The 21,927-nt window shown below is 73.1% G+C and carries 15 protein-coding genes and 2 pseudogenes; 9 read left to right on the forward strand and 8 right to left on the reverse strand.

Features of this window, described 5'->3' with window-relative positions:
• Positions 1 to 22: 22 nt before the first annotated feature.
• Positions 23 to 1,354: a hypothetical protein gene (locus IPO09_10080; protein MBK9517684.1), complete on the reverse strand. Its 1,332-nt coding sequence runs from the start codon at positions 1,352 to 1,354 to the stop codon at positions 23 to 25.
• A gap of 96 nt (positions 1,355 to 1,450) precedes the next feature.
• On the opposite strand from IPO09_10080, the gene IPO09_10085 reads away from it, so the two are divergent.
• Positions 1,451 to 2,998 carry a DUF3943 domain-containing protein gene (locus IPO09_10085; protein MBK9517685.1) on the forward strand — a complete coding sequence of 516 codons (1,548 nt, stop codon included), beginning with the start codon at positions 1,451 to 1,453 and terminating at the stop codon, positions 2,996 to 2,998.
• Positions 2,999 to 3,787: a CPBP family intramembrane metalloprotease gene (locus IPO09_10090; protein MBK9517686.1), complete on the forward strand. Its 789-nt coding sequence runs from the start codon at positions 2,999 to 3,001 to the stop codon at positions 3,785 to 3,787. It begins immediately after the preceding gene.
• A gap of 131 nt (positions 3,788 to 3,918) precedes the next feature.
• Here the strand turns inward: IPO09_10090 and IPO09_10095 are convergent, their stop codons facing one another.
• The 3 genes from IPO09_10095 to IPO09_10105 form a co-directional block, all read right to left on the reverse strand.
• Complete coding sequence (locus tag IPO09_10095; GenBank protein MBK9517687.1) at positions 3,919 to 4,389, reverse strand: SRPBCC family protein; 471 nt, start codon at positions 4,387 to 4,389, stop codon at positions 3,919 to 3,921.
• Positions 4,386 to 4,772 (reverse strand): winged helix-turn-helix transcriptional regulator, encoded by a 387-nt coding sequence (locus IPO09_10100; protein ID MBK9517688.1) that lies wholly within the window; start codon positions 4,770 to 4,772, stop codon positions 4,386 to 4,388. The genes IPO09_10095 and IPO09_10100 overlap by 4 nt, the downstream gene beginning before the upstream one ends.
• A 496-nt stretch (positions 4,773 to 5,268) precedes the next feature.
• Positions 5,269 to 5,835 (reverse strand): hypothetical protein, encoded by a 567-nt coding sequence (locus IPO09_10105; protein MBK9517689.1) that lies wholly within the window; start codon positions 5,833 to 5,835, stop codon positions 5,269 to 5,271.
• Positions 5,836 to 6,807: 972 nt separating this feature from the next.
• Here IPO09_10105 and IPO09_10110 point away from each other — a divergent pair.
• The 4 genes and pseudogenes from IPO09_10110 to IPO09_10125 all read left to right on the forward strand — a co-directional run bounded on the left by IPO09_10110 (position 6,808) and on the right by IPO09_10125 (position 11,227).
• The gene (locus IPO09_10110) at positions 6,808 to 8,049 is read left to right on the forward strand and encodes an HNH endonuclease (protein ID MBK9517690.1); all 1,242 of its coding nucleotides are present in this window, start codon (positions 6,808 to 6,810) and stop codon (positions 8,047 to 8,049) included.
• 596 nt (positions 8,050 to 8,645) lie between these two features.
• Entirely contained in the window at positions 8,646 to 9,386 is a 741-nt protein-coding gene (locus tag IPO09_10115) for a hypothetical protein (protein MBK9517691.1), read from the forward strand.
• A gap of 183 nt (positions 9,387 to 9,569) precedes the next feature.
• Entirely contained in the window at positions 9,570 to 9,968 is a 399-nt protein-coding gene (locus IPO09_10120) for a hypothetical protein (protein ID MBK9517692.1), read from the forward strand.
• Between the two features lie 282 nt (positions 9,969 to 10,250).
• A pseudogene (locus IPO09_10125) lies at positions 10,251 to 11,227 on the forward strand (DUF932 domain-containing protein).
• A gap of 263 nt (positions 11,228 to 11,490) precedes the next feature.
• Here IPO09_10125 and IPO09_10130 read toward each other — a convergent pair.
• Positions 11,491 to 12,063 carry a hypothetical protein gene (locus IPO09_10130; protein MBK9517693.1) on the reverse strand — a complete coding sequence of 191 codons (573 nt, stop codon included), beginning with the start codon at positions 12,061 to 12,063 and terminating at the stop codon, positions 11,491 to 11,493.
• A 29-nt stretch (positions 12,064 to 12,092) separates the two neighbouring features.
• Between IPO09_10130 and IPO09_10135 the strand changes: the two are divergent.
• Positions 12,093 to 12,512: pseudogene (locus tag IPO09_10135) on the forward strand (hypothetical protein).
• A 105-nt stretch (positions 12,513 to 12,617) separates the two neighbouring features.
• On the opposite strand, the gene IPO09_10140 reads toward IPO09_10135, so the two are convergent.
• The 3 genes from IPO09_10140 to IPO09_10150 all read right to left on the reverse strand — a co-directional run bounded on the left by IPO09_10140 (position 12,618) and on the right by IPO09_10150 (position 14,536).
• Entirely contained in the window at positions 12,618 to 13,832 is a 1,215-nt protein-coding gene (locus IPO09_10140) for a DUF1015 domain-containing protein (GenBank protein MBK9517694.1), read from the reverse strand.
• A 98-nt stretch (positions 13,833 to 13,930) separates the two neighbouring features.
• Positions 13,931 to 14,311 (reverse strand): response regulator, encoded by a 381-nt coding sequence (locus IPO09_10145; GenBank protein ID MBK9517695.1) that lies wholly within the window; start codon positions 14,309 to 14,311, stop codon positions 13,931 to 13,933.
• Positions 14,312 to 14,314: 3 nt separating this feature from the next.
• Positions 14,315 to 14,536, reverse strand: a complete 222-nt coding sequence (locus IPO09_10150; protein ID MBK9517696.1) for a hypothetical protein — start codon at positions 14,534 to 14,536, stop codon at positions 14,315 to 14,317.
• 127 nt (positions 14,537 to 14,663) lie between these two features.
• On the opposite strand from IPO09_10150, the gene IPO09_10155 reads away from it, so the two are divergent.
• Positions 14,664 to 15,494 (forward strand): hypothetical protein, encoded by an 831-nt coding sequence (locus IPO09_10155; protein MBK9517697.1) that lies wholly within the window; start codon positions 14,664 to 14,666, stop codon positions 15,492 to 15,494.
• 252 nt (positions 15,495 to 15,746) lie between these two features.
• Positions 15,747 to 21,917: a CxxxxCH/CxxCH domain-containing protein gene (locus IPO09_10160; protein ID MBK9517698.1), complete on the forward strand. Its 6,171-nt coding sequence runs from the start codon at positions 15,747 to 15,749 to the stop codon at positions 21,915 to 21,917.
• The last annotated feature ends 10 nt before the right edge of the window (positions 21,918 to 21,927 follow it).

The following is a 21,927-nucleotide window of genomic DNA, read 5'->3' on the forward strand; positions in this document are numbered from 1 at the left end:
GCCCGCGCGCACCCCGGGGGCCTCAGAACTCGTAGGACGTGGCCATGAACACGTAGAGCAGGCGCTGGGTGGCCCGGGTGGTCTTGACCTGGGTGAAGTCCAGGTTGTCGGGTACCACGTCGTGACCCGTGCCGAAGCTCAGGTTGAGGCCCACCGTGGAGGAGGTCTGGGCGGTCTGCAACCCGGCCGAGGCGGAGGCGCCGTAGCGGTCGATGCGGGCGGTGTTGACCACCCCGGCCCGCCCCGGCGAGGCGGCGCGGTCGGTGAAGAGCCCGGCCCGCAGCGGGAAGCGCCCGGCCGCCACCACCTCCAGGCCGACCGAGGCGTCCAGCACGCCGAGCTGGACCACCCGCCGCTCCAGCCCCTCGGCCGCACGGTCCGCGTCGTCCACCACGGTGCGCGGCAGCCGCCAGATCAGGTCGGCCGCCAGGGTGAGCGCACCTCGCGTCCAGGCCACGCCTCCCCGCAGGCGGGCCGGCTCGGTGGGGGCGGCGTCCAGCCCGTCCTCGTTGACCACCTCGGCCACCGCGGGGGCGCCGGGCGCCGACAGGCCGGCGCCGGTGGTGGCGCGCGAGTAGACCCGCCGCGCGCCGAAGCCCAGCGCCGGCGAGGTGACCGAGAGCCCGAGGTGGAGGCCGGGCGCCGCGTCCCAGCGCAGGCCGGCGGCGAGCACCGCGCCGTAGGAGGTCGAGTCGACCCGCTGGGTGATGGTGGCGAAGCGGGAGGGGTCGGTGGCGTCGATCACCGTGAGGTCGAAGGAGTCGAGCGCGGTGCGGACCAGGCCGTAGGCCGCCACGCCCACCGCGACGGCTCCGGCGCGGCGCGCCCAGGTGGCGTTGAACCAGAGGGTCTGCTGCGTGCTGGTGAACAGGAAGGCGTTCTGCGGGGAGCCCAACCGGTCGCGGTCGTCCGCCGAGAAGCCGTCCGGCAGGTAGACCCCGACGCCCAGCGCCTGGGACTCGCCGGGCGCCGGATCCGGCAGCCGCCAGACGGCCGTGGTGGAGGTCGGGAAGCTGTCGAGGGTGCTGTAGGCGAAGCGCCGGCCGTCGCCGAGCGCGTCCTCGAAGGTGCCGGAGACCAGCCCGTAGGCCGAGCCGCTCAGCGAGAGCTGGGAGCGCTCCACGAAGGCGATGCCGGCCGGGTTGTACCAGGGGCCGGCGCCGTCGTCGGCCAGCGCCGTGGCGGCCCCTCCCATGCCGGCGGCGCGCGCGCCCACCAGGTAGGGGCGGAAGTTGGAGGTGTCGGCCGCGGCCGGCGCGGCGGCCAGCAGGGCGGCGGCCAGCAGGGCGGTGGCCAGGCGCGAGGGCGGCGCGGGGAGCGGCCGGGCGGGCCGGCTGGTGGTCGGCGCGTTCATGGGCACCGGTCTACTACGGCGGGGGGTGGGTCGGCGCGCCGAGTCGGCATTTTCCCGTGCAACCGGACCGGGGAGGATCGTAAAACCCGCCGTCAAATGGCTCCTCCCAGCGCCGTCCGGCTCCCTCGCCCGCCCGCTCCGCCGTCCCGCTCCGCCTGCGCCCTGCCCGCGCTCAGCCTCTGGCTCGTGCTGGCCACCCCGGCCCTGGCCGGCGCCCAGGAGGCGGTGGGCGGCGCCGCGCCGGCCCCCCAGGCCTCCGGCGCACCCGCGGCCGACCTGGCGGTGCAGCCGCCCACCGCGCCCGAGCTCCGCCTCACCCCGCCCGGCGCACCCGCGGTGGCGGCGCGCCCCCCCAGCTGGTGGCTCCCGCCGCTCGAGCTGGTGGGGGTCAGCACCGTCCTGAGCCTGTGGGGCCGCACCATGATCGATGACCCCACCTTCCACTCCACCTGGGCCAGCTTCAAGGATCACCTCAACGGGCCGTGGTGGTACGACGAGGACAAGTTCGCCACCAACCAGTTCGGCCACCCGTACCAGGGGCACCTCTACTTCTCGACGGCGCGCACCCTCGGCCACGGGTTCTGGGTCTCCTCGGCCTTCGCCTTCACCGGCAGCCTGCTCTGGGAGACGGCCGGGGAGCTGGAGCCGCCCTCGGTGAACGACCAGATCACCACCACCGTGGCCGGGTCCTTCCTGGGCGAGATCCTCTTCCGCCTCGCCAACCGGGTGCTGGACGACGGCGGCGGCGCGCCCTCCCGCTGGCGCCAGCTGGGGGCCGCGGCGGTCTCGCCTGTCAACGGGTTCAACCGCGTGCTCCACGGCGACCGCTACCGCCCGCCGCCCGAGGACCTGCCCCTCACCGGCGAGCTGACGCTCGGCTTCCAGTACGCCGGCGCCTCGAAGCAGGACGGCACCAGCCTGGGGCACACCCAGACCGGCCTGGTGAGTGCCAAGGTGGTGCAAGGGCACCCGGGCAGCGGCCACGGCTTCCGCGCCCCCTTCGACTACTTCGACGTGCGGGCCCAGATCGGCCTGAGCGAGGACGCCGGCGGGGCCAGCGCCACCGGGAACTTCTCCATCCACGGGCTGCTGGTCGGGGCGCCCTTCGGGGTGGGGCAGGCCAAGGGCCTGTGGGGGCTCTACGGCACCTACGACCTGCTCACCCCCACCCTGTTCCGGGCCAGCTCCTCGGCGCTGGGGATCGGCGCCGTGTACCACGTGCCGCTGGGCGGGGACTTCCTCCTGCAGGGCCAGGCCATCCTCTCGGCGGGCTACGGGGCCGGCGGCTCGCTGCAGGACCCGGTGGGACGGCGCGACTACCACTTCGGGCTGCAGGCCGTGGTGTTCACCAACATCGGGGTGGTCTGGCGCGACACCCTCTGGCTCGAGGCGCTGGGCCGGGAGTACTTCGTCTCCGGGAGCGCCACGGCCGAGAGCGGGTCGTGGGAGGACATGACCTTCAGCCAGCTCGACCTGACCTGGCGCTTCTCCGGGCCGCACTCGGTGAAGCTCGAGACCAGCGCGGAGCGGCGGCAGGCCCGCTACCCGGGCCTGGAGACCATCGACCAGAGCGGGGCCACCCTGGGCCTGGCCTACGCCTACCAGTTCGGGGAGACCCTGACCTTCTCCGGCAAGGCCCCCTAGGTGCTCGGCCCCGCCGCCGCCGCGGCCGCGTACGTGGCCATCATGGCCGTGGGCATGGCCGTCATGCACCACGGCTTCGGCTACGCCTACGGCCAGCCCGAGATGGTGTACGTCATCGCCCCGGTGGAGGTGCTCCTGACCGCCTGGGCGGTGGTGGCGGCGCGGGCCCACGGCGGGTGGCGCGCCTTCACCCTGGGCCGGCCGCGGCCCTCCGGTCTCCTCTGGCTCCTGCCGTTGGCGCTGCCGGTGCTGGCCGGGGTGGTCACCTTCGCCCTGGCGCTGGCGCAGGCCGCGCCGCAGCTCACGCCGGCGCGGTGGACCCTGCTGGCGCTGGTGGCGGCCTGCACGGCGCTGGTCGGCTTCTCGGAGGAGCTGGTCTTCCGGGGCCTCCTGCTGCAGGGCGCCTGGCGGCACTCCGGGATGGCCCACGCCATGCGGGTGAGCGCGCTCGGGTTCGCGCTGCTCCACGCCGTCAACCTCCTGGGCGGCTCGCCGCCCGGCGCGGTCGGCGTCCAGGTCCTGGTGACCGGCGCCTTCGGCCTGGTCTTCGCGCCGCTGGCGATCAGGCTTGGCGCGCTCTGGCCGCTCATGATCGTGCACGCCCTGTGGGACTTCACGCTCTTCGCCTCGGCGGTGCTGCCGGGCGGCCAGCCGCCGGCCGTGGTCCTGCTGTACCTGCCGGTGGCGCTGCTGCTGGCGCCCGCGCTCTGGTGGTCACTGCGGGCGCACCGCGGCCTCGCCATGGCCGACTGGCACCGCTTCTGGCGCGGGGAGCCACCCCTGGCCTGACCGGGTGGCGCGCCGGGGCGGGGCAGGTGGCGGCGTCGCCCCCCGCGCGACGACACGAGGAGGGCGGCGGCGTGAGGCGGTCCCCGGGCGGACCCCGCCAGGGCGCCCGCCGACCTCGGTCCGCCCCGGCCCTACGGGTCGGTGTAGTGCCCCTGCATCGACGGGTAGTACTCGTCGAAGGCCGGCAGCTGCTCGCCCGCGCGCGCCGCGACCAGGTTGTCGAGGTAGTACTCCCAGCCCGGTCCGAAGTCGCGCGCCAGCTTGCGATCGGTCAGGCGATGCACGAACCGCAGCTCCGTGACGCCGCCCGCCTGCGTGAGCGTGACCTCGAGCGTCATGCCCCACTCGCCCTTGGTGGTCAGCGCCAGCCGCCGCGGCGGCTCACACGCGTCGATGTGCGCCTCCGACTCCGGCCCGTCCTTCTCGAAGACCATCCGGATGGTGATGGTGTTCCCCACGCCGGGCGTGCCCGTCCACGAGCCGAACCAGCGCGCCGTGCTCTCGCTCCGGGTGATGCTCTCCCACACGTCCTCGATCGGCGCCTCGAACCTGCGCGTCAGCACCAGGTCGTTGCCCTCGAGCCGTCCTGTCGGGTTCTTCATCCGGTCCTTCCTTTCTCTCGCCGTTGCCCCACCACGTGCCTCACCGCCGCGCGCCGCTTCGACTCGCGCTTCACGCGATGCACCTCCGTCTCGAGCGCCATGAGCCGGCGCTCCCACTCGCCTGCCGGATCGCGCCGCAGCTCGGCGATGAACTCCTCGATGGCCGCCAGCGGCCCGAGCTCCAGCCGATAGACGCGCTCGCGCCCCTGCGCCTCGTCCACCACCAGCCCGGCCGCGCGCAGCACGCGCAGGTGCCTGCTGATGGCGGGTCGGGTCACGCGGAACGCGCCCGCGATCGCCCCCGCCCGCCGGGGCGCATCCCGCAGCAGGCGCAGGATGTCCCGCCTCGTCGGGTCGGCCACGGCGCTGGCGGCTTCGTCCATGCGACATCATGTAACCACTAGGTTACGTGTTGTCAAGGGGCGCGGGGCGCCGAGCGGCCGCAGGTGGCCCTCGCCGGGAGCGGGCGCTCCCGGGGCGGTGGCGTCCCTCGGTCAGACGTGGCTGCTGGCGTCTCGGAGGCGACGGGCGTCAGAACGGATGCACGAACAGCCCGCTCCGCAGCTTCGGTTCGAAATGGGACGCAGGGTAAAGCACCGGCTTCACCGGGTCGCATCGGGCCGCAAGGGGGCGAATCCACTGCACTCGCGGAGGAGCGAACTTCCCACGGAGACAAGCCTGGTGCGTCCGGTGTGCAGGCGAGAACTGCTGGGGAACTGCGGGCCGGCGGCGAGGTCGCGTTACCGGCGGTGCAGATGGAGCTGTTCGCGGAGGCGGGGGCTGTCGTCGCCGAGCGCGCGGTGGCCGCGGGCGCGTCCCGCGAAGTGGTGGCGGGGATCTTGCGGCGGGCGGCGGAGCAGTCCGCTAGCCTCCCGCGGGCTACCTAGAGGCAGCCGCCAAGATCTCTCCCAAGTGGTGGTCACCGATCCGCTCTGCTTCGAGCCGCACAGCTTGGACCGGGCTCGGCTGCAAGCCCCACCGCCGCAGTTCGGCACTGTCGCCGTACACCATGCCCTCCTTCTCGTGCGTCTCCGTGCAAAGCAGGATCCGGTCTGAACGGTAGAGGGCGAGGTCCTCCCAGGCCCCAATGGAGAAGAATACCTCTGACGCATCCCTGACCTGGTTGCGGACCTGGTCGCTGACCTCGGCGAACAGGATGGCTGACGCGGCTCGGCTCGTGGTGAGCCATCGACGCGCCGCGTACAAGGCCAGTACCTTCACGGGCGCCAGCGTCGCAACCGCTTCAGACAGGTGTTTGCGGGCCTTCGCACCGGGTTCCGAGGTGATTCGCTGCCCGAATAGCGCGAGCGACATGTGCGTGGCCCGGGATAGGCACGCTCGAAAGCACGCCGTGTCGCTCGCTCGAAGCGACGCCTGCATGTCGCCCGACGGGAGGTACGTCGGGTTGCCGCTGGGCGCGGTGAGGATGGGTCTGGGGTCTTTCATCACTCGCACTCTACGTCCTGGGGCCGGATCCGTGGAAAGCCCCTGCATGTGCTGCGGCTCGCGTGCCGGCTAGTGCTACTGCTCAAGTCTACATGACGTGTCTATTTGCCCTGGCCACGAGTACTGCGAGAGGCCCGGTGGCGAGCTCCGGCGCCTTCTCGACCCGCCCGAGCCATTCGCCCAGGACCGCCAGCAGTTCCTCGGCATTCGTGGGCGTCTGCTCAGCCAGGCCAATCTCGACTCGGGCCTTGCTCTAGTCGATCCCAAACCATCTCCGCTTCCCCTGCCCGCGCACCAAGACGTTCAGCAGCCGGCCTTCTGGGTCGAAGCCGATTTCACCGGGCTCCACGTCCACGGGCTCCAGGGACGACTCCGCAGCCTCGACGGGCCTGAAGATGTGGCGGTCTTCGCCGCGGATGAAGATCGGAGGGGCGATGGGGTGAACCCCGTCGACCGAGGTCCGTTGACGGGACGTGTCGCGCGGGCTCAACGGGCACCGAGACACCAAGGGCGCCGGCGTTGTCGCCTGGCATGAGCGACTCAAGGCCGCGATCCTCCAGCGCCCCGCGCCGCTGCAGGGTGTCGACGGAGCGTGCGTCAGGCCGAGCGCCAGCAGCCCGAACCCTCGCTCCCAACCACTACGTGGGATCGGGGGATCGGGCTGCTGTCACCTAGGAAGAGTTGGAGATGGAAGCGGCGGGGCGGCACCAGGACCGTCGGAATCAGCGGTCCTCGCACGCTACGGGCTCGACGCACCACATCAGGGACCAACGCGCCGCTTGACGAGGTTTGCGCTCGGATCGCGTTCCGCCGCGGCGACTCCACGGCAAGGCCCTCCTGGCGCACCCACGCGCCCAGCAGGCGACGCGCGGGCGCGGCGGCCGGGCTCGCGAGGTCGGGGGCCCGAGCGTCGCGCCACGGCGATCCTGGTGCGTTCCAGGAGGGCGCGGATCTCCATGAGAGGATCGCTTCATGCTCGCCCTCGACCCCACGCTCGATCCTTCCCGCCTCACCCCGGACCTGCCCCCCGCCACCCTCGCCGAGGCCCGCGTCGACCGCGACGCCCTGGCGCGGCTCCTCGCCCGGGAGCGGGAGGCGGCCGCCGACTTCCTCCTCGCCGTCGCCGACTTCGACCGCCGGCGCGGCTGGGAGCGGCTCGGCCACGCCAGCCTCTTCGCGTTCCTGACGCGGGAGCTCGGCCTCTCCAATGGCGCCGCCTGGCTGCGACTCACCGCGGCCCGGCTCCTCCCTCGCCACCCGGCGGTCGAGACGGCGCTCCGCGGCGGGAGGCTGTGCCTGTCGGCAGTGGGTGAGCTGGCGCGGGTGCTCACCGCCGAGAACGAGGCCGAGGTGTTGCCGCGGTTCTACGGCAGGTCGTCGCGGGAGGCGCGGGAGGTGGCGGCGGCCATCCTTCCCCGGTCGAGCCCGCCCCAGAGGGAGGTGGTGACGGCGGTGGCGGCCACGGTGTCACCGCGACGGAGCGGGGAGCCGGCCGGAAGCCTCCCACTCGACTCCTCGGCAGGATCGGCGTCCGAATCGACGCCCACGTCGAGCCCGGCTCAGGCGTCCCCGGCACTCCAGGCCGCAACTCCGCTTCGTGCGCACGAAGTTGGCTTTACCCACCCCGCGCGGGCCGGCCGCTCCGCCGCGTGGAAGGACGAGGTCGAGCCCCTCGACGCCGATCTGCGCCGCCTCCACGTCACCGTCCCCTCCCGGCTCCTCCGGAAGGTCGCCACCGCCCGCGACGGCCTCTCCCATGCCCGGCATGGGGCCACCACGGCGGAGGTGCTGGAGGCGGCACTCGACCTGCTCCTGGAGAGGCAGGCGCGGGCGAAGGCGCTGGTGAAGCGGCCGAGGAAGCTCCACTCGGCGCCGGCCTCGACGCCGATTCCGCCCGCTCACACCGCCGCGCAGCGCCCGATCGTCCCCGCACCCATCGAGCGCGAGGTCCGGCGCCGCGACGGCGACCGCTGCCAGTTCCCCCTCGACGCCGGCGGCGTCTGCGGCGCCACCTGGCAGCTGGAGCTCGACCACGTCGTCCCCCTCGCCCTCGGCGGCGAGACCACCGCCGCCAACCTTCGCTGCTGCTGCGCCTTCCACAACCGGCTGGCCGCGGAGGCGGCGCTGGGGCGGTCGCGCGGGGGGAGCAGGCGCAAGCGCCCACCGCCGCCGCGAGGCCTCGAGGTCAAGAGCGAGGCCCTGCCTGGGCTCTGACCTTCGCGCAGAACCGGGCGAGGACTCGTGCACCCCGTAGGCCGCGATGGCCGCCGCGCGCTCGTCGAGGCGAGGGAGCCCGAGGAACGTGTCGCCAAGGAAGTCCTCGCAGCAACCGCGCTCCGGAGCCCGGAACCCACACCCAGCCGCCCGACGATACTGAGTATCCCGAGATCGATCCCGTCAGAACGGATGCACGAACAGCCCGCTCCGCAGCTTCGGCTCGACCCGAGCAGGTCCATCTCGCATGCGCTTCACCCGGCTGCACAGGGGCTCAAGCGGCTGGTTCCGCTGGAGCCCCAAGGTCACCAGCTTCGCATACAGCGCACGCGGGCGCACGGGACCTCGACGCCTGGACTGCGGGCGGACTGCGGCCAGAGCGGCTGCCCACCCTCCCCGCCCCCGGAGCCGAGCTCTTCATCCGGGCCGGTGCCGTCGTGGCCGAGCAGCTCGCGGCGTCCGATGCCGACTGGACCCTCGTGGACGGGGTGCTCCGACGGGCGGCGGAGCAGGCCAGGCGCATCCTCCAGCCCCAGTAGCGTAGAAGCTGCGATCCCCACCTATTGCACTGCTGGTCCGTGCTAAGGCAGATGGGAATGTGGAGCTTCACGGTCACCAGGTGGTTCACCTTCATCGCTTCCATGGTCGCAGCCGCCGGCGCGGCGCTGCTCGCTGTGCTGCTTGTGACCGCCGTGCTGACCGGGGGCATCGATGCCGCCTCACGGGTGGGGGTCTACCTCGTCGCCGGCGGTGCGGTCCTGGCCTCCGCATTCAGCATCAGGGTCGCGAGGCGCGCCTGGCGAGCGGCCCCGCCTGGACCCGCAGCAGCGCGCCTGCACCAGGCCATCGCGACCAACCGCCGAGCGAGGGAGTGGGGGCTTCAGCCTGATGATCTGCTCGGCCTCGCCTTCAGCCGGGACGAGGAGGCCTTCGTCATGCTGGGCGCGTTTGCAGTCGCCGTCGATGGGGGCGACAACACGCTGGCGGCCAGCCTGATCGAGCGCGGGCTGAACGACCAGGTGAGCCGAGACGGGTGGGCGGGGCGTGAACTGTGGCTCCAAGGTGCCATGTTCGCCGCGCTGGTCCAGGGAGACCGGGGCCTGGCTCGACTGCGGCTGTCGAAGGCCGAGCAGCAGGGGGCTGCCAAGATGGAGGATTACGCCAGCCTGGCCAAGGCAGCCGTTGCCCTAGCAGAAGGACAGCTCGACGCGGCGCGTGGCTTCCAGGCCGCTTGGTTGGAGCTCGCGAAGAACCCCAAGGTGGCGGCCCATATCGCGGTCGGAAACCACTGGGCGCTCGACCTGCTCCATGCACGGCTTCACGGCGATCCGGCTTGAGGTAGGGGCCCTGCCCTGTCGCAACTGGTGCACGCCGCACTTCACAGCGCCAAGCCCGATTCGTCGCGGCGATCGAAGAGGTAGGTCACCAATGAGGCAGATCATCGATCCGTTCGGGAACGTCGTAGGAATGGGGGTCAAGATGGGTGCGCCATGTGACCATCTTCAGTACGAGAGGACGACGTGAGCTGCGACTTCGGGATCTGGCATTCGGACAAGCCACTGACTCCTCGTGAGGCGCAGCAGCTCTATGAGCGTCTTTGCGAGGGTGACCAAACCGTGGTGCAGCCTCACCGTGCCGTCGATGCCTTCTACGAAGAGCTGACGGCAAGCCATCCGGAGATTGACGACGTGCCCGAGGAGCGGGTCGAGGATCACGAGTTGTGCCCGTGGAGTTGCGCCATGGACAGGTCTCCGGGGTCGCTCGTCATCGCGTCGGTCTGGTCGCGGGCGGACCACACCAAGTCCCTCCTACTTGAACTCGCCACCAAGCACGGGCTAACGCTCTACGACCCGCAAGTGGGGGTGGTCCATCAGCCGCAAGCGTCAACGGATCGCAAGCCCTGGTGGAAACTCTGGTGAAGCAGAGCACTGGGCGGACGAGTGGGCCCCGGACAATCGAAGCCATGACCGGGACTTCCGTACGGCAGCGGCCGCCCTGACGGAGGCGCGAATCCGCACGCAGGAGCATCGACTTCGCTTCCCGACGGTTGCGAACGCAAGTTCATGGACTTCTACGGCATAAGGTGTTGGTAGGGACTTCCTGCCATCGCGAGCCGTCCTGGCCCGCGCTCCACCACCAACATCACGGCGTCAACCACCTGGCCCTGGCCGGCGGGGGAGACGTCCGTCCCGAGGTTCCACATGGCTCACGACATCAACAAGATGATCTACGTCGGCGAGATGCCCTGGCACGGGCTCGGCGTGCGGCTCCCCGCCCGCGCCAGCTACGAGGAGATCGTCCAGGCCGCCGGCTTCTACGAGGCGGTCGAGAAGGACGTCTACGTCCCGCCCTTCCGCACCCCCATCCCCGACAAGAAGGCGCTGGTCCGGGGCGACAGCGGCGAGTACCTGGCCGTCGTCGGCAAGGGCTACGAGGTGGTCCAGTTCTCCGAGGTGGCCCGCACCCTGGTCGAGGCCGCCGGCGACGTGAAGGCGGTCTTCACCACCGCCGGCACGCTCGGCCCGGTCGGCATCAAGGGCTGGCTGCTCGGCGAACTCCCCGACCCCATCAAGTGAAGGGCGACCCGTCGCCCATCAGGAAGTACGTCCTCGGCACCACCGGCCACGACGGCGTCACCGCCGTGGTCATCAAGAACGTGGCCACCCGGGTGGTCTGCGCCAACACCCTGGGCGTCGCCCTGGGCGAGCGCGGCGGGGCCACCTGGCGCATCCAGCACACCGCCAACGCCAAGCAGCGGCTCGACGAGGCCGGCCGGGCCTTCCGCCGCCTGGCCGAGTCCTACATCCGGTTCGGCGAGCTGGCCAACGTGCTGGCCACCACCCCGTTCACCGACCAGCGGCTCCTGGCCACCATCGACCGGGTGCTGCCGGTGCCCAAGGACGACCGGGACCACGGCCGGCTGGAGGCCGAGCGCGGCAAGGTGGTCCAGCTCTTCGAGACCGCCATCGGCATCGAGCGGGTGCGCGGCACGGCCTGGGCCGCCTTCCAGGGCTGGACCGAGTACGCCGACCACCACCGCCTGGTGCGGGATACCGGCCGGGAGGACCCGCGTCGGGCCCGGCTGGCCTCCATCTGGATGGGCCGGGCGGCGGGGCTCAAGCAGGCCGCGCTGTCGGCCATCACCGAGGAGGCTGGCGCCCAGATGCTGGCCGCGTAGGCGCGACGCATGCGACGCCAGCGTCGCGTGCCCGCAAGGGTATCGGCTACCGCAGCTCCTCCGCCCCCACCTTCGGCGGGCCCGCCGGATCGGAGGAGCTCGTGCTCCCAGTCGCGTTGCTGTTGAACAAGTCCCTGCTCAAGAAGGTCGCGGTCGCCGTGTTGATCGCGGCGGCCGAGGTCGTCTTGTCGGGGCCGGCGAAGGGCAAGGTGAAGCGGTAGCCGTCGGGACGCGCAGCTCGCGCCGGTGCGCGTTCTCTTTCCTCAGGTCCGTGTCACGTTGATCAGGATGCGCTTGACGCGCCTGGAGCCCAACCAGAAGAAGACCATGCAGAGCAGATAGCCAGCCAAGGCGAATAGCCACGGCGCCCAGAACCCCTCATCGAGGCGAACCAGGCGAGCGGCGCCCAGCGCGCCAACGGTTAGCGGGAGCGCAATCCAGCATGCCATGAAGACCGCTACGGCCCAGTGAAGGCGAAGCACAGCGCGGATGGCGGACCCACCTCCACGCGGCTCGACGGAGCCGACAACAACTGGGCGGAACGAGTCCCGCTGGAACTTGAGCAACGTCCAGACGATGAATCGGTTTCCACCCACCCGACCCTCAAGCGCCTTGTCGGTCGGATCCCACGGCGACCGGCCCCACCACCTGGGGGCGTCGGTCGCCTCGGCGAGCCGGCGCAGCAGTTCCTGGGGCGCCAGTTCCGATTCCGCGTAGAACCTCTCGAAAGGCAATAGGCCCATTCCCGCGAAGCATACCGTAAGGCCCACCAGCACACACAGTTCTACCCGACCGAGGCCCCCGCTCATGGTGAGCGCGGGGCCTTCGTTGTTCATGGGCGCGCACGCGCCCGAGGAGCAGCACCATGACACCCGAGGCGAAGAAGGCGCTCTACAAGCAGCTCTCCCTGGCGTTCCCCGAAGAGGCCATCGAGCGCACCGACGGCCGCCAGACCGGCAAGGGCTACTCGACCACCGGCATCAAGGCGCAGTTCATCATCAACCGGCTCAACGAGGCGCTCGGCATCGGCGGCTGGCGCACGCACCGCAAGGTGGTGGTGAAGGAGTTGACCACCAACTCCGGCCGCAAGGCGTACGAGGTGGTCTGCGACCTGGTGCTGGAGCTCGGCGAGTGGATCGACGGAGCCTTCGTCCCCTTCGCCGAGGCGCTGGCCGACGGCGGCCACATCGCCACCTCCGAGGCCGACGCCAGGAAGGGCGGCTTCAGCAACGCGCTCAAGAAGGCGGCCGCCGCGTTCGGCGCGGGCAGGCAGGCTTACGAGGGCACCATCGACGACGACAACCTGCCCGCCGGCGAGCAGCCCGAGCCCCAGCACCAGCAGCCGGTGCGCCAGGTGCATGTCCGTCTACGGAACCTCCCGCGACGCCCGCTAGAACGGATGCACGAACAGCCCGCTCCGCAGCTTCGGCTCGAACCAGGTGCTCTTCGGCGGCATGATCGAGCCGGCGTCGGAGACGCTCATCACCTGCTCCACCCGCGTGGGGAAGAGGTGCAGCGCCATGGCCCAGCCCTCGGTGGCCACGCGCCGCTCCAGCTCCTCGTGGCCGCGGATGCCGCCCACGAAGTCCACGTCCTTCGAGGTGCGGGGATCCTGGATGCCGAAGATCGGCCCCAGCAGCTGGTCCTGGGCCAGCTGGCAGTCGAGCGAGGCCACCGGGTCCTCGGCCGGGAAGGTGCCGGGGCGCACGTGGGCGTGCCACCACCGGCCGCCCACCAGGACGCCGAAGGCCAGCGGGTGGTCCGGCGCCGGGGCCACGGCCGGCTCGAGGTCCAGCACCTCGCCGAGCGCCTCCAGCAGCGCCGCCGGCGAGCGCCCCTGCGGGTCGCGCACCAGCCGGTTGTAGGCCAGGATCTGCATCTGGTCGTGCGGGAAGACCACCGCCAGGAACTGGCCGTGGTCGCCCGGCTGGCCCCGCCGGGCGGCGTGCACCCGCGAGGCGGCCGCCGAGCGGTGGTGGCCGTCGGCCACGTACAGGGCCGGCACGTCGCGGAAGAGCGCCTCGAGCCCGGCCCCCACCGCCTCCGGCACCACCCACAGCTGGTGAGCCACCTGATCCTGGGTGACCAGGTCGTACTCGGGCGCGGCGGTCATCACCCCGGCGATGGCGGCGTCCACCTCGGCCCGGGCCCGGTAGGTGAGGAAGACCGGCTCGTCGTGGGCCGAGAGCGTGTCGATGTGGCGGACCCGGTCCTCCTCCTTGTCGGCCCGCGTCTTCTCGTGCTTCTTGATGAGATCCCGGTCGTACTCGTCCACCGAGGCGCAGGCCACCAGCCCGACCTGCCGGTGGCGCCCCATCCGCTGCGCGTAGACGTAGAAGCGCGGCGCGGCGTCGGCCACCAGCACCCCGCGCCGCGTCAGCTCGGCCAGGTTGAGCCGCCCCTGCTCGTAGACGGCGTCGGCGTGCTCGTCGGTGCCCTCGGGCAGGTCGATCTCCGGGCGCGAGACCCGGAGGAAGCTGTCGGGGTTGCCGGCGGCGAGGGCCCGGGCCTCGCGGGTGTTCACCACGTCGTAGGGCGGCGAGGCGACGCGGGCGGCCAGGGCGGCCGGCGGGCGGAGGGCGCGGAACGGGCGGAGGATGGCCATGTGCGGGTGCTCCCCGGGGTGTGGAAGGGGGCGGTTCTAGCACGCCGGGATTGAAGCCGGCCCGCGCCCGGGTGGAGCGCCCGCCGGGGGCGCTCCGCTCACCCGTCCCGGCCGCGCGCCACCAGCCGCTCCAGCGCCGCCGGATCCACCGGCTTGGCCAGGTGGAGGTCGAAGCCGGCCTCCAGCGCGGCGCGCCGGTCGGACTCGCGGGCGGCCCCGGTCAGCGCCACCAGGAACGGCCCCGCGCCGTGGCGGGCGCGGAGCCGACGCGCCACCTCCAGGCCGTCGAGGTCGGGCAGCCCGAGATCGATGAGGGCCACCTCAGGGACCGACGCGGCGGCCCGCGCCAGCGCCTCGGCGCCCGTGGCCACCGCCTCGACGCGGTGCCCCTGCAGGGTCAGCAGCTCCGCCACGGCGTGGCGCACGCCGTCGACGTCCTCCACCAGCAAGACCGCGCGCGCTGGCCCGGGCGGCGTCACCGCTCAGCCCCAGAGCTTGTCGTCGCGCCCCTTCAGCATCTGGCCGCAGATGGCGCAGACCTTGGTGGCGGCACCCGTGGCAGCCTGGCGGCCGTCCGGGTAGGTGTGCTCGCAGCCCTCCAGCGCCGCCTGCTGCTGGGCCCTCAGCTCTCCCAGGTAGGACTCCAGCCTGGCGATGACCGTGCGCAGGATCTCCTGCCGTGCCACCCGCTCCGCTTGCGTCACGCGACCTCCCTGGTCCGCTCCGCGTTCGAGCATAGCGGGGCCGCGCCGGGATGTCGCCGGCCGCACGGCGCACCCCCGACGGGTCCACGGGCGTGCTAGAAGGCGGCTCCGCTCCTCGGGAGGGTTCATGCGGAAGCTCCTCGTCCTCGCGCTCACCTTCGCGCTCGCGCCGGCAGCTGCCTCCGGCGCCGAGCCGCCCCCCTCCACACGCCCCGCCGCCAGGCCCCTCGGCGCCGAGGACCGAGAGGCCTGCGCCTCCGAGCTGGAGGTGCTGGAGAAGCGGATCAAGCTCTTCGGCGGCCAGGGGATCGCCAGGGCGGAGATCGCCCGGCGCAACGAGCCGGCCCAGGCCGCGCTGGACGAGTGCCTGCGCGTGGCCCGCCTCACCCGCGCCGCCGACGTGGAGCGCGCCGCCGACGTCGCCGAGCTGGAGCGGCGCGCCGGCCCCACCGCCTCCGAGGAGGCCCGGTCGGAGATCTGGACGCAGATCCGGCTGGAGCGGCTCTCCGCCAAGCCGGTCTCCAGGCTCACCGAGGAGGAGAAGGCCGAGCTGCGCGCCGGCAGCAAGGCCGAGCTGGCCGAGACCCACGCCACCCTCGACACGGTGCACGCGCGCGACCCGGGCTTCATGCGCACGGTGCACTCCGCCCTGGCCTGCTACCACGGCGTGCGCCGCGACCGGCTCAAGGACGACCTGCGCCACGAGGAGGCGCTCCTGAAGATCGGCCAGGGCGAGCGGCAGAAGGCCTACGCCCTCAAGAGCGACCTGCGGCAGTCGGAGGACGTGCTCTCCCGCGCCAGGGAGGCCGCCGCCGGCTACCGGGACGGCCTGGGGCGCTGCACCGAGGAGAAGGTGGCCATCCTGGCGCACTGCCTGGCCATCCGGTTCGACGCCAGCCGCTCCGAGCCGGCCTGCGAATCCGAGGAGATCCAGCAGTATATTCGGTTCATCAAGTAGGACCTGGGGTGCGCCAGCGGCCGGGCGCGAATCCGACGGCCCCAGTCCGGTAGACTCAGGCGGTACGGCGGGCGCGACAACGTGTCCCCATTCCGCGCGATGTCGGCGCCCAACCCCCCGGCGCCACAAACGAACTTCCACGGCCGCGCCTTGATCGTGATCAAGAAGTCGGACTCCCGGAACGGCTAAACGTGGAGGCCTCCAGCCTGTCGTCGGGCCGGAGCACCTCCCGAACGGCTCAGGGGTACCGACATGCGCGCCAACCGACTCGTCTTCCTCGCCCTGCTCGCCGGCGCCGCTGCGCTCTCCGGCTGCGACAAGGCCCGGCAGGCCCAGGGACCGGAGGGCGGCGTGATCACCAGCTGCACCGGGTGCCACGGCGGCGTCGACAACACCACCGGCGCTCCCCCCCGCGACGTGGCCGGCAACACCCTCACCAGCGTGGTCACGGTCGGCGCGCACAGCACCCACCTCGCGGCCGGGGTCGACTGCGCCGCCTGCCACGCGGTGCCGTCCCGCGTCGACTCGGCCGGCCACATCGACGGCGGCGCCACCCCCAAGGTGAAGTTCTCCGGCGCCGCGGTGCTCGGCGGCGCCACCCCGACCTGGAACCGGACCGGCGCCGGCGGCCAGGGCACCTGCTCCAACGTCTACTGCCACGGCGCCACCCTGGCGGCCGGCGGCCAGGCCACCCAGCCCACCTGGTCCGGCAGCCCGCTCACCATGCCCGGCGCCCCCTGCGGCTCGTGCCACGGCACCGCCGCCACCAACGGCGCGCCGGCCGGCCACGCCTCCACCCTCGACCGGACCGACTGCAACAACTGCCACGCCGGCACCGTGCTGCCCGACGGCACCATCAAGCCCCGGGCCGAGGGCGGCCTGCACGTCGACGGCGAGGTCCAGTCGGTGGCGGGCTCCTGCACCTCCTGCCACGGCGACGACACCCGCGCCGAGACCGACCTCGGGGTCCAGGCGGCGCCGCCGGTCGACTCGAACGGCGAGGTGACCGGCGCCAAGGTCGGCGCCCACCTGCGCCACCTCTCCGGCGTGGCCGGCCTCGGCTCCCGCCTCAGCAGGCCCCTCAAGTGCGCCGAGTGCCACCTGGTGCCCACCACCGTGCCGCACAACGCCACCTCGGTGGTGCAGTTCGCCACCGCCGCCGGCACCCTGGCCAAGGGCCCGGGCGGCGCGCTCGCCCCGACCTACGCGCCGGCCACCGGCACCTGCAGCTCGGTCTACTGCCACGGCGCCGGGCTGCTCGGCGGCTCCGCCAAGAACCCCGCCTGGACCACCACCTTCGCCTCGGCCGCGGCCCAGTGCGGCACCTGCCACTTCGCCGCCAACCCGCCGGCGCCGCACCCGACCCGCGACAACAGCAACGTCCTCATCACCACCACCACCCAGTGCATCCAGTGCCACCCGGGCACCGTGCTCGCCACCGGCGAGATCAACGTGTCGAACGGGCTGCACGTGAACGGCGTGAAGGACATCGACTTCCACGCCCCCGGCTACGCCGCCGGCGCGGTGCACGGCGGCCCGGCCAAGCTCGACCTGGCCGGCTGCCGGGCCTGTCACGGCGCCGACCTCGAGGGTGGCTCGGTGGGCATCTCCTGCAACGCCTGCCACGCCGCCAGCGGCGCCTCCACCTGGCAGACCAACTGCGCCCTGTGCCACGGCGAGCCGAACCGCGCCGAGGACACCGCCCACGACCTGGTGGGCACGCCGCCCATGCGCGCCAACAAGGCCTCTCCGCCGGTCGGCTCGCAGGACGAGCTGACCCCGGCCGCCAACGCGGTCGGCGCCCACCTGGCCCACATCCAGGTCGGCGCGCTGGCCAACGCCTTCAAGTGCCAGCAGTGCCACGGCGCCGCCATGCCGGCCGACATCGCCCACGTCAACGGCCTGGTGAGCATCGGCTGGCAGCTGGCGGCCACCGGCGGCTCGACCCCGTCGCCCACCGCGGGCTCCATCACCCGCGCCACGCCGGTCTCCTGCACCAACTACTGCCACGGCGCCACCCTGGGCGGCGGCACCAAGAAGGCCGCCAACGGCACGCCCATCGCCGTGACCTGGACCGGCGGCGCCGCCGAGGCCACCTGCGGCACCTGCCACGCCCTGCCGCCCGCCTACGCCGCCCCCAGCTGGCACCCGAACGACACCGCCTGCGGCACCTGCCACTACGCCGGCATCGACAAGGCCAGGCACGTCAACGGCCTGGTGGACCTGGCCGCCGGCGTCGGCTGCGCCACCTGCCACGGCTCGGCCACCAACTTCGCCCCGCCGCGCGCCGCCTCCAACGGCGCCACCGCCAGCACCGACCCGCGCGTCGGCGCCCACCAGGCCCACCTGGTGGCCGGGCCTCTGGCCGGCGCCTTCGCCTGCTCGGCCTGCCACGGCCCCACCCTGCCCATCTCCAACGGCCACGCCGACGGCCGGGTGACGGTGGGCTGGAGCGCGCTCGCCACCACCGGCGGCGTGGCCGCCACCCCCGCCGCGGGCACCTACGCGCCGGGCGGCACCGCCACCTGCGCCAACTACTGCCACGGCGGCAAGTGGGCCGCCACCGCCAGCACCGCCGGCACGCTGCTCACGCCGGGCTGGACCGGCGGGCCGAGCCAGGCGGCCTGCGGCACCTGCCACAAGGTGGCGCCCACCACGGGCAGCCACACCACCGTCAACGCGGCGGGCTCCACCGTCAACTGCTCGAGCTGCCACGCCGGCTACAGCTGCCTGGCGTCCAACCCCGCGGCCTGCACGGTCAACGTGACCGCCCACGTCAACGGCACGGTCGACACCAGCGGCCAGACCTGCTCGACCTGCCACGGCACCGCCGGCCGCACCCTGGCGGCGGGCACCCTCGGCCCGGTCAACAACGCCAACAACCTGATCGCCGTCCCGCCGCTCGACACCCAGGGCGCCGCCACCGGCGTCCGCGTGGGGCCGCACCAGGCCCACGTGAACCCGGCCGCCGCCGGCGGGCAGTCCTACAAGGTGGTGCAGTGCTCCGAGTGCCACACCACGGCGGTCAACAGCTACGCGGTGACCCACCCGAACGGCGCCACGCTGGTCTCCTTCGCCAACGCCACCGGCGCCAACCTGGGCGGCTTCACGCCGACCCTGGCGGCCGGCACGCCCCCGGTGGCCGACACCTGCGCCACCTACTGCCACGGCGCCACCCTGAGCGCGGCCCAGCGGGGCTCCATCACCAGCTGGTCGTGGAACACCGGCATCACCACCACCTGCGGCTCCTGCCACGGCGCGGCGCCCGGCGATCCGGTGCACACCTCGGTGAGCAAGACCGCCGCCGCCTCGGCCTGCAACCCCTGCCACAGCACCGTGGTGAGCGCCGCCGGGGCCATCCTCTTCACCGGCAGCGGCGCCGCCGCCACCACCGCCCACATCAACGGCGTCATCGACGTGGCCGGCGCCACCTGCTTCAGCTGCCACGGCCTCGCGGCCAACGGCAACTTCGCCCCACCGCTGGCCACCAACGGCAACACCCTGACCACCCAGCCGAAGGTCGGCGCCCACCAGAAGCACCTGTCCGCCAGCTCGCTGCGCACCGGGACGGCCGCCGTCTGCACCGACTGCCACTCCCTGCCCTCCACCCTGGACCACGCCACCGGCGCGGCCGACGTGACCTGGAGCGCCTTCGCCCGCACCGGCGGCCTGACGGCCACCCCGGCCACCATCAACGCGGCCTGGGAGGCGAGCCCCACCTGCACCAACTACTGCCACGGCGGCAAGTGGGCCACGACGCCCGCGGTGGCCGGCACCGACCTGTCGCCCTCCTGGACGGCCGGGGCCCCGGCCGCGGCCTGCGGCACCTGCCACCAGGTGGCCCCGACCGGCACCCACCCGACCGTCGCCGCGGCCACCAGCTGCGTCGGCTGCCACGCCGGCTACGCCTGCACGCCCGGCAACCTGGCGGCCTGCACGGTGAACCTCACCACCCACATCAACGGCACGGTCGAGTTCACCGGCGGCGCCGCCGGCTGCGGCGGCTGCCACGGCACGGCCGGCCGGACCTACGCCGCCGGCACCCTCGGCCCGCAGGACACCGCCGACCACATCCAGGGCGCCCCGCCGCGCGACGTCTCGCAGGCGGCCTCCTCGCCGCAGGTCGGCCCGCACCAGGCCCACGTCAACCCGGCCTCGCAGGGCGCGCAGATCTACCGGGCCACCCTCTGCTCCGAGTGCCACACGGTGGCGGTCAACGCCTTCCCCGCCACCGGCCACGCGGCGCTCTCGCCCAAGGTGAACTTCGCCGACGCCCTGGGCGCCGACCTGGGCGGCGTGGTCCCCACCTACACCCCGGCCGCCAACGCCACCCTGCCCGACACCTGCGCCACCTACTGCCACGGCGCCTCCTTCACCGCCGCGCAGCGCGGCAGCATCACCACCTGGCAGTGGAACGTGGGCATCACGGCCGACTGCGGCTCGTGCCACGCCTCGCCGCCGGCCGACCAGTTCCACACCCGCCTGGCCAAGCCGTCGGCGGCCACCACCTGCAGCGCCTGCCACCTCTCGGTGGTCAGCGCCGCCGGCGCCATCACCTTCACCGGCAGCGGCGCCGCCGCCACCACGCTGCACCTCGACGGCTTGAACCAGGCCAGCAGCGCCACCTGCACCAGCTGCCACGGCACCGCCGCGGCCGGCAACGCCGCGCCGCCGGCCAGCACCACCGGCGCCGCCACCGGCGTGGAGGTCGGCGCCCACCAGCCCCACCTCACCGGCACCACCCAGCGCACCGCCGCCATCACCTGCGCCGACTGCCACACCGTGCCCGGCACCATGGACCACGCCAACGGCACCACCACCGTGACCTGGGGCGCGCTGGCCACCACCGGCGGCCTGGCCCCGACGCCCACCACCATCAACGCCACCTGGGAGGCCACCCCCACCTGCACCAACTACTGCCACGGGCAGAAGTGGGCGGCCGACGCGGTCTACCGCGGCAGCGTCACGGCGCCCAGCTGGACCGGCGGCGCGGCGCAGCAGGCCTGCGGCACCTGCCACCGGGTGGCCCCGAACAACACCAACCACACGGCGGCCAACGCCGGCACCCAGAACTGCAGCGCCTGCCACACCGGCTACGCCTGCCTGGTGACCAACCTGGCGGCCTGCACGGTGAACAAGACCACCCACATCAACGGGACGGGGGAGGCGACCGGCGGGTCCTGCATCGTCTGCCACGCCACGACGGCGGGGGCGCGGCGACCCATCGTGCCGGAGTTCGCCCTGGCCTGGTCGCACAAGCGGTCGGCCACCGGCGCGGTGACCAACTTCGACTGCGCCGTCTGCCACATGGAGGGCGACCCCGCCACCGGCGACGCGGTCTCGGGCGTCCACCAGGACGGCGTCATCAACCTGCGCGACCCGGACACCGGCGCCAACATCAAGGGCGTGACCTTCACGGCCGCGACGGCCACCACCCCCGGCTCCTATGCCCCGACGGCCACCGACGTGGCCTTCGCCCGGTTCAGCCGCAACCTGGCGAGCAACGTGCTCGAGCCGGCGGTGCAGGCCATGATGGTGAACCAGTGCCTCAAGTGCCACGACGCCAACGGCGCCAACAGCCCGCTGGCGCGGGTGCCGAGCGGGACGGCGCAGAAGCCGTTCAACACCACCATCTCGGGCGCGGCCTACACCGGCGCGGGCATGACGGCGGGCGGCATCCTGGGCGGCGTGGTGGACGTGGCGGCCTCCTTCGCCACCACCAACGCCTCCTACCACCCCATCCTGGGCCAGCAGAACAACTCCTTCGTCGGCAACCTGCGCATGCAGCCGCCGTGGAACACGCGCAGCCCGGCCAAGACCCCCGGCACCATCGGCACGGTCGCCTCCTACGGCTTCCTGATCTCCTGCTGGGACTGCCACGCGCCGCTCGGCACCACCAGCGCCACCACCCTGACCGCCACGGTCACGGCCCACGGCGGCGCCACCACGCTGCGCCAGGCCGGCTGGACGGTGAACGCCACCAACATCTGCACCGTCTGCCACCTGGTGGTCCCGCTGGTGGGCGCCACCACCAACTCGCACGGCGTGGGCTCGGCCTTCTCCGGCGGCGGCAACAGCGGCCCCGGCGGCATCGCCCGCACCTCCTGCTGGCGCTGCCACGGCAGCCTCAACACCGGCAAGCCGGCCCGGCCCATCTCGGCCCAGGACGTCCACGGCTTCAACGCCATGTCGCCCAGCCTGGGCACCGACACGCTGTGGCCGGTGGGCGGCACCAACACCTACCGCCCGTTCGGCTTCATGCGCAGCGCCGGGTCGGGCGGCATGTGGGTGACCACCAGCTGGAAGCCGCTGTCCGGGCCCAGCGTCCCGGCGGGCACCGCCACCTGCGGCGGCACCGCCGCCCTGGGCGCCGGCTGCTCGAACAACGACCACCTCGGCTACACCCCGGGCGGCGTCTACTGACGAAGTCGTA

The organism is Anaeromyxobacter sp., assembly GCA_016718565.1.
In the GTDB taxonomy this organism is placed as follows: domain Bacteria; phylum Myxococcota; class Myxococcia; order Myxococcales; family Anaeromyxobacteraceae; genus JADKCZ01.

What these genes read in the sequence shown, in the direction of transcription:
- IPO09_10160 (MBK9517698.1), top strand. Translation starts at nt 15,747, where the DNA reads ATGCGCGCCAACCGACTCGTCTTCCTCGCCCTGCTCGCCGGCGCCGCT.
- IPO09_10105 (MBK9517689.1), bottom strand. Translation starts at nt 5,835, where the DNA reads ATGAAAGACCCCAGACCCATCCTCACCGCGCCCAGCGGCAACCCGACG.
- IPO09_10085 (MBK9517685.1), top strand. Translation starts at nt 1,451, where the DNA reads ATGGCTCCTCCCAGCGCCGTCCGGCTCCCTCGCCCGCCCGCTCCGCCG.
- IPO09_10100 (MBK9517688.1), bottom strand. Translation starts at nt 4,772, where the DNA reads ATGGACGAAGCCGCCAGCGCCGTGGCCGACCCGACGAGGCGGGACATC.
- IPO09_10115 (MBK9517691.1), top strand. Translation starts at nt 8,646, where the DNA reads ATGTGGAGCTTCACGGTCACCAGGTGGTTCACCTTCATCGCTTCCATG.
- IPO09_10080 (MBK9517684.1), bottom strand. Translation starts at nt 1,354, where the DNA reads ATGAACGCGCCGACCACCAGCCGGCCCGCCCGGCCGCTCCCCGCGCCG.
- IPO09_10095 (MBK9517687.1), bottom strand. Translation starts at nt 4,389, where the DNA reads ATGAAGAACCCGACAGGACGGCTCGAGGGCAACGACCTGGTGCTGACG.
- IPO09_10110 (MBK9517690.1), top strand. Translation starts at nt 6,808, where the DNA reads ATGCTCGCCCTCGACCCCACGCTCGATCCTTCCCGCCTCACCCCGGAC.
- IPO09_10130 (MBK9517693.1), bottom strand. Translation starts at nt 12,063, where the DNA reads ATGAACAACGAAGGCCCCGCGCTCACCATGAGCGGGGGCCTCGGTCGG.
- IPO09_10140 (MBK9517694.1), bottom strand. Translation starts at nt 13,832, where the DNA reads ATGGCCATCCTCCGCCCGTTCCGCGCCCTCCGCCCGCCGGCCGCCCTG.
- IPO09_10155 (MBK9517697.1), top strand. Translation starts at nt 14,664, where the DNA reads ATGCGGAAGCTCCTCGTCCTCGCGCTCACCTTCGCGCTCGCGCCGGCA.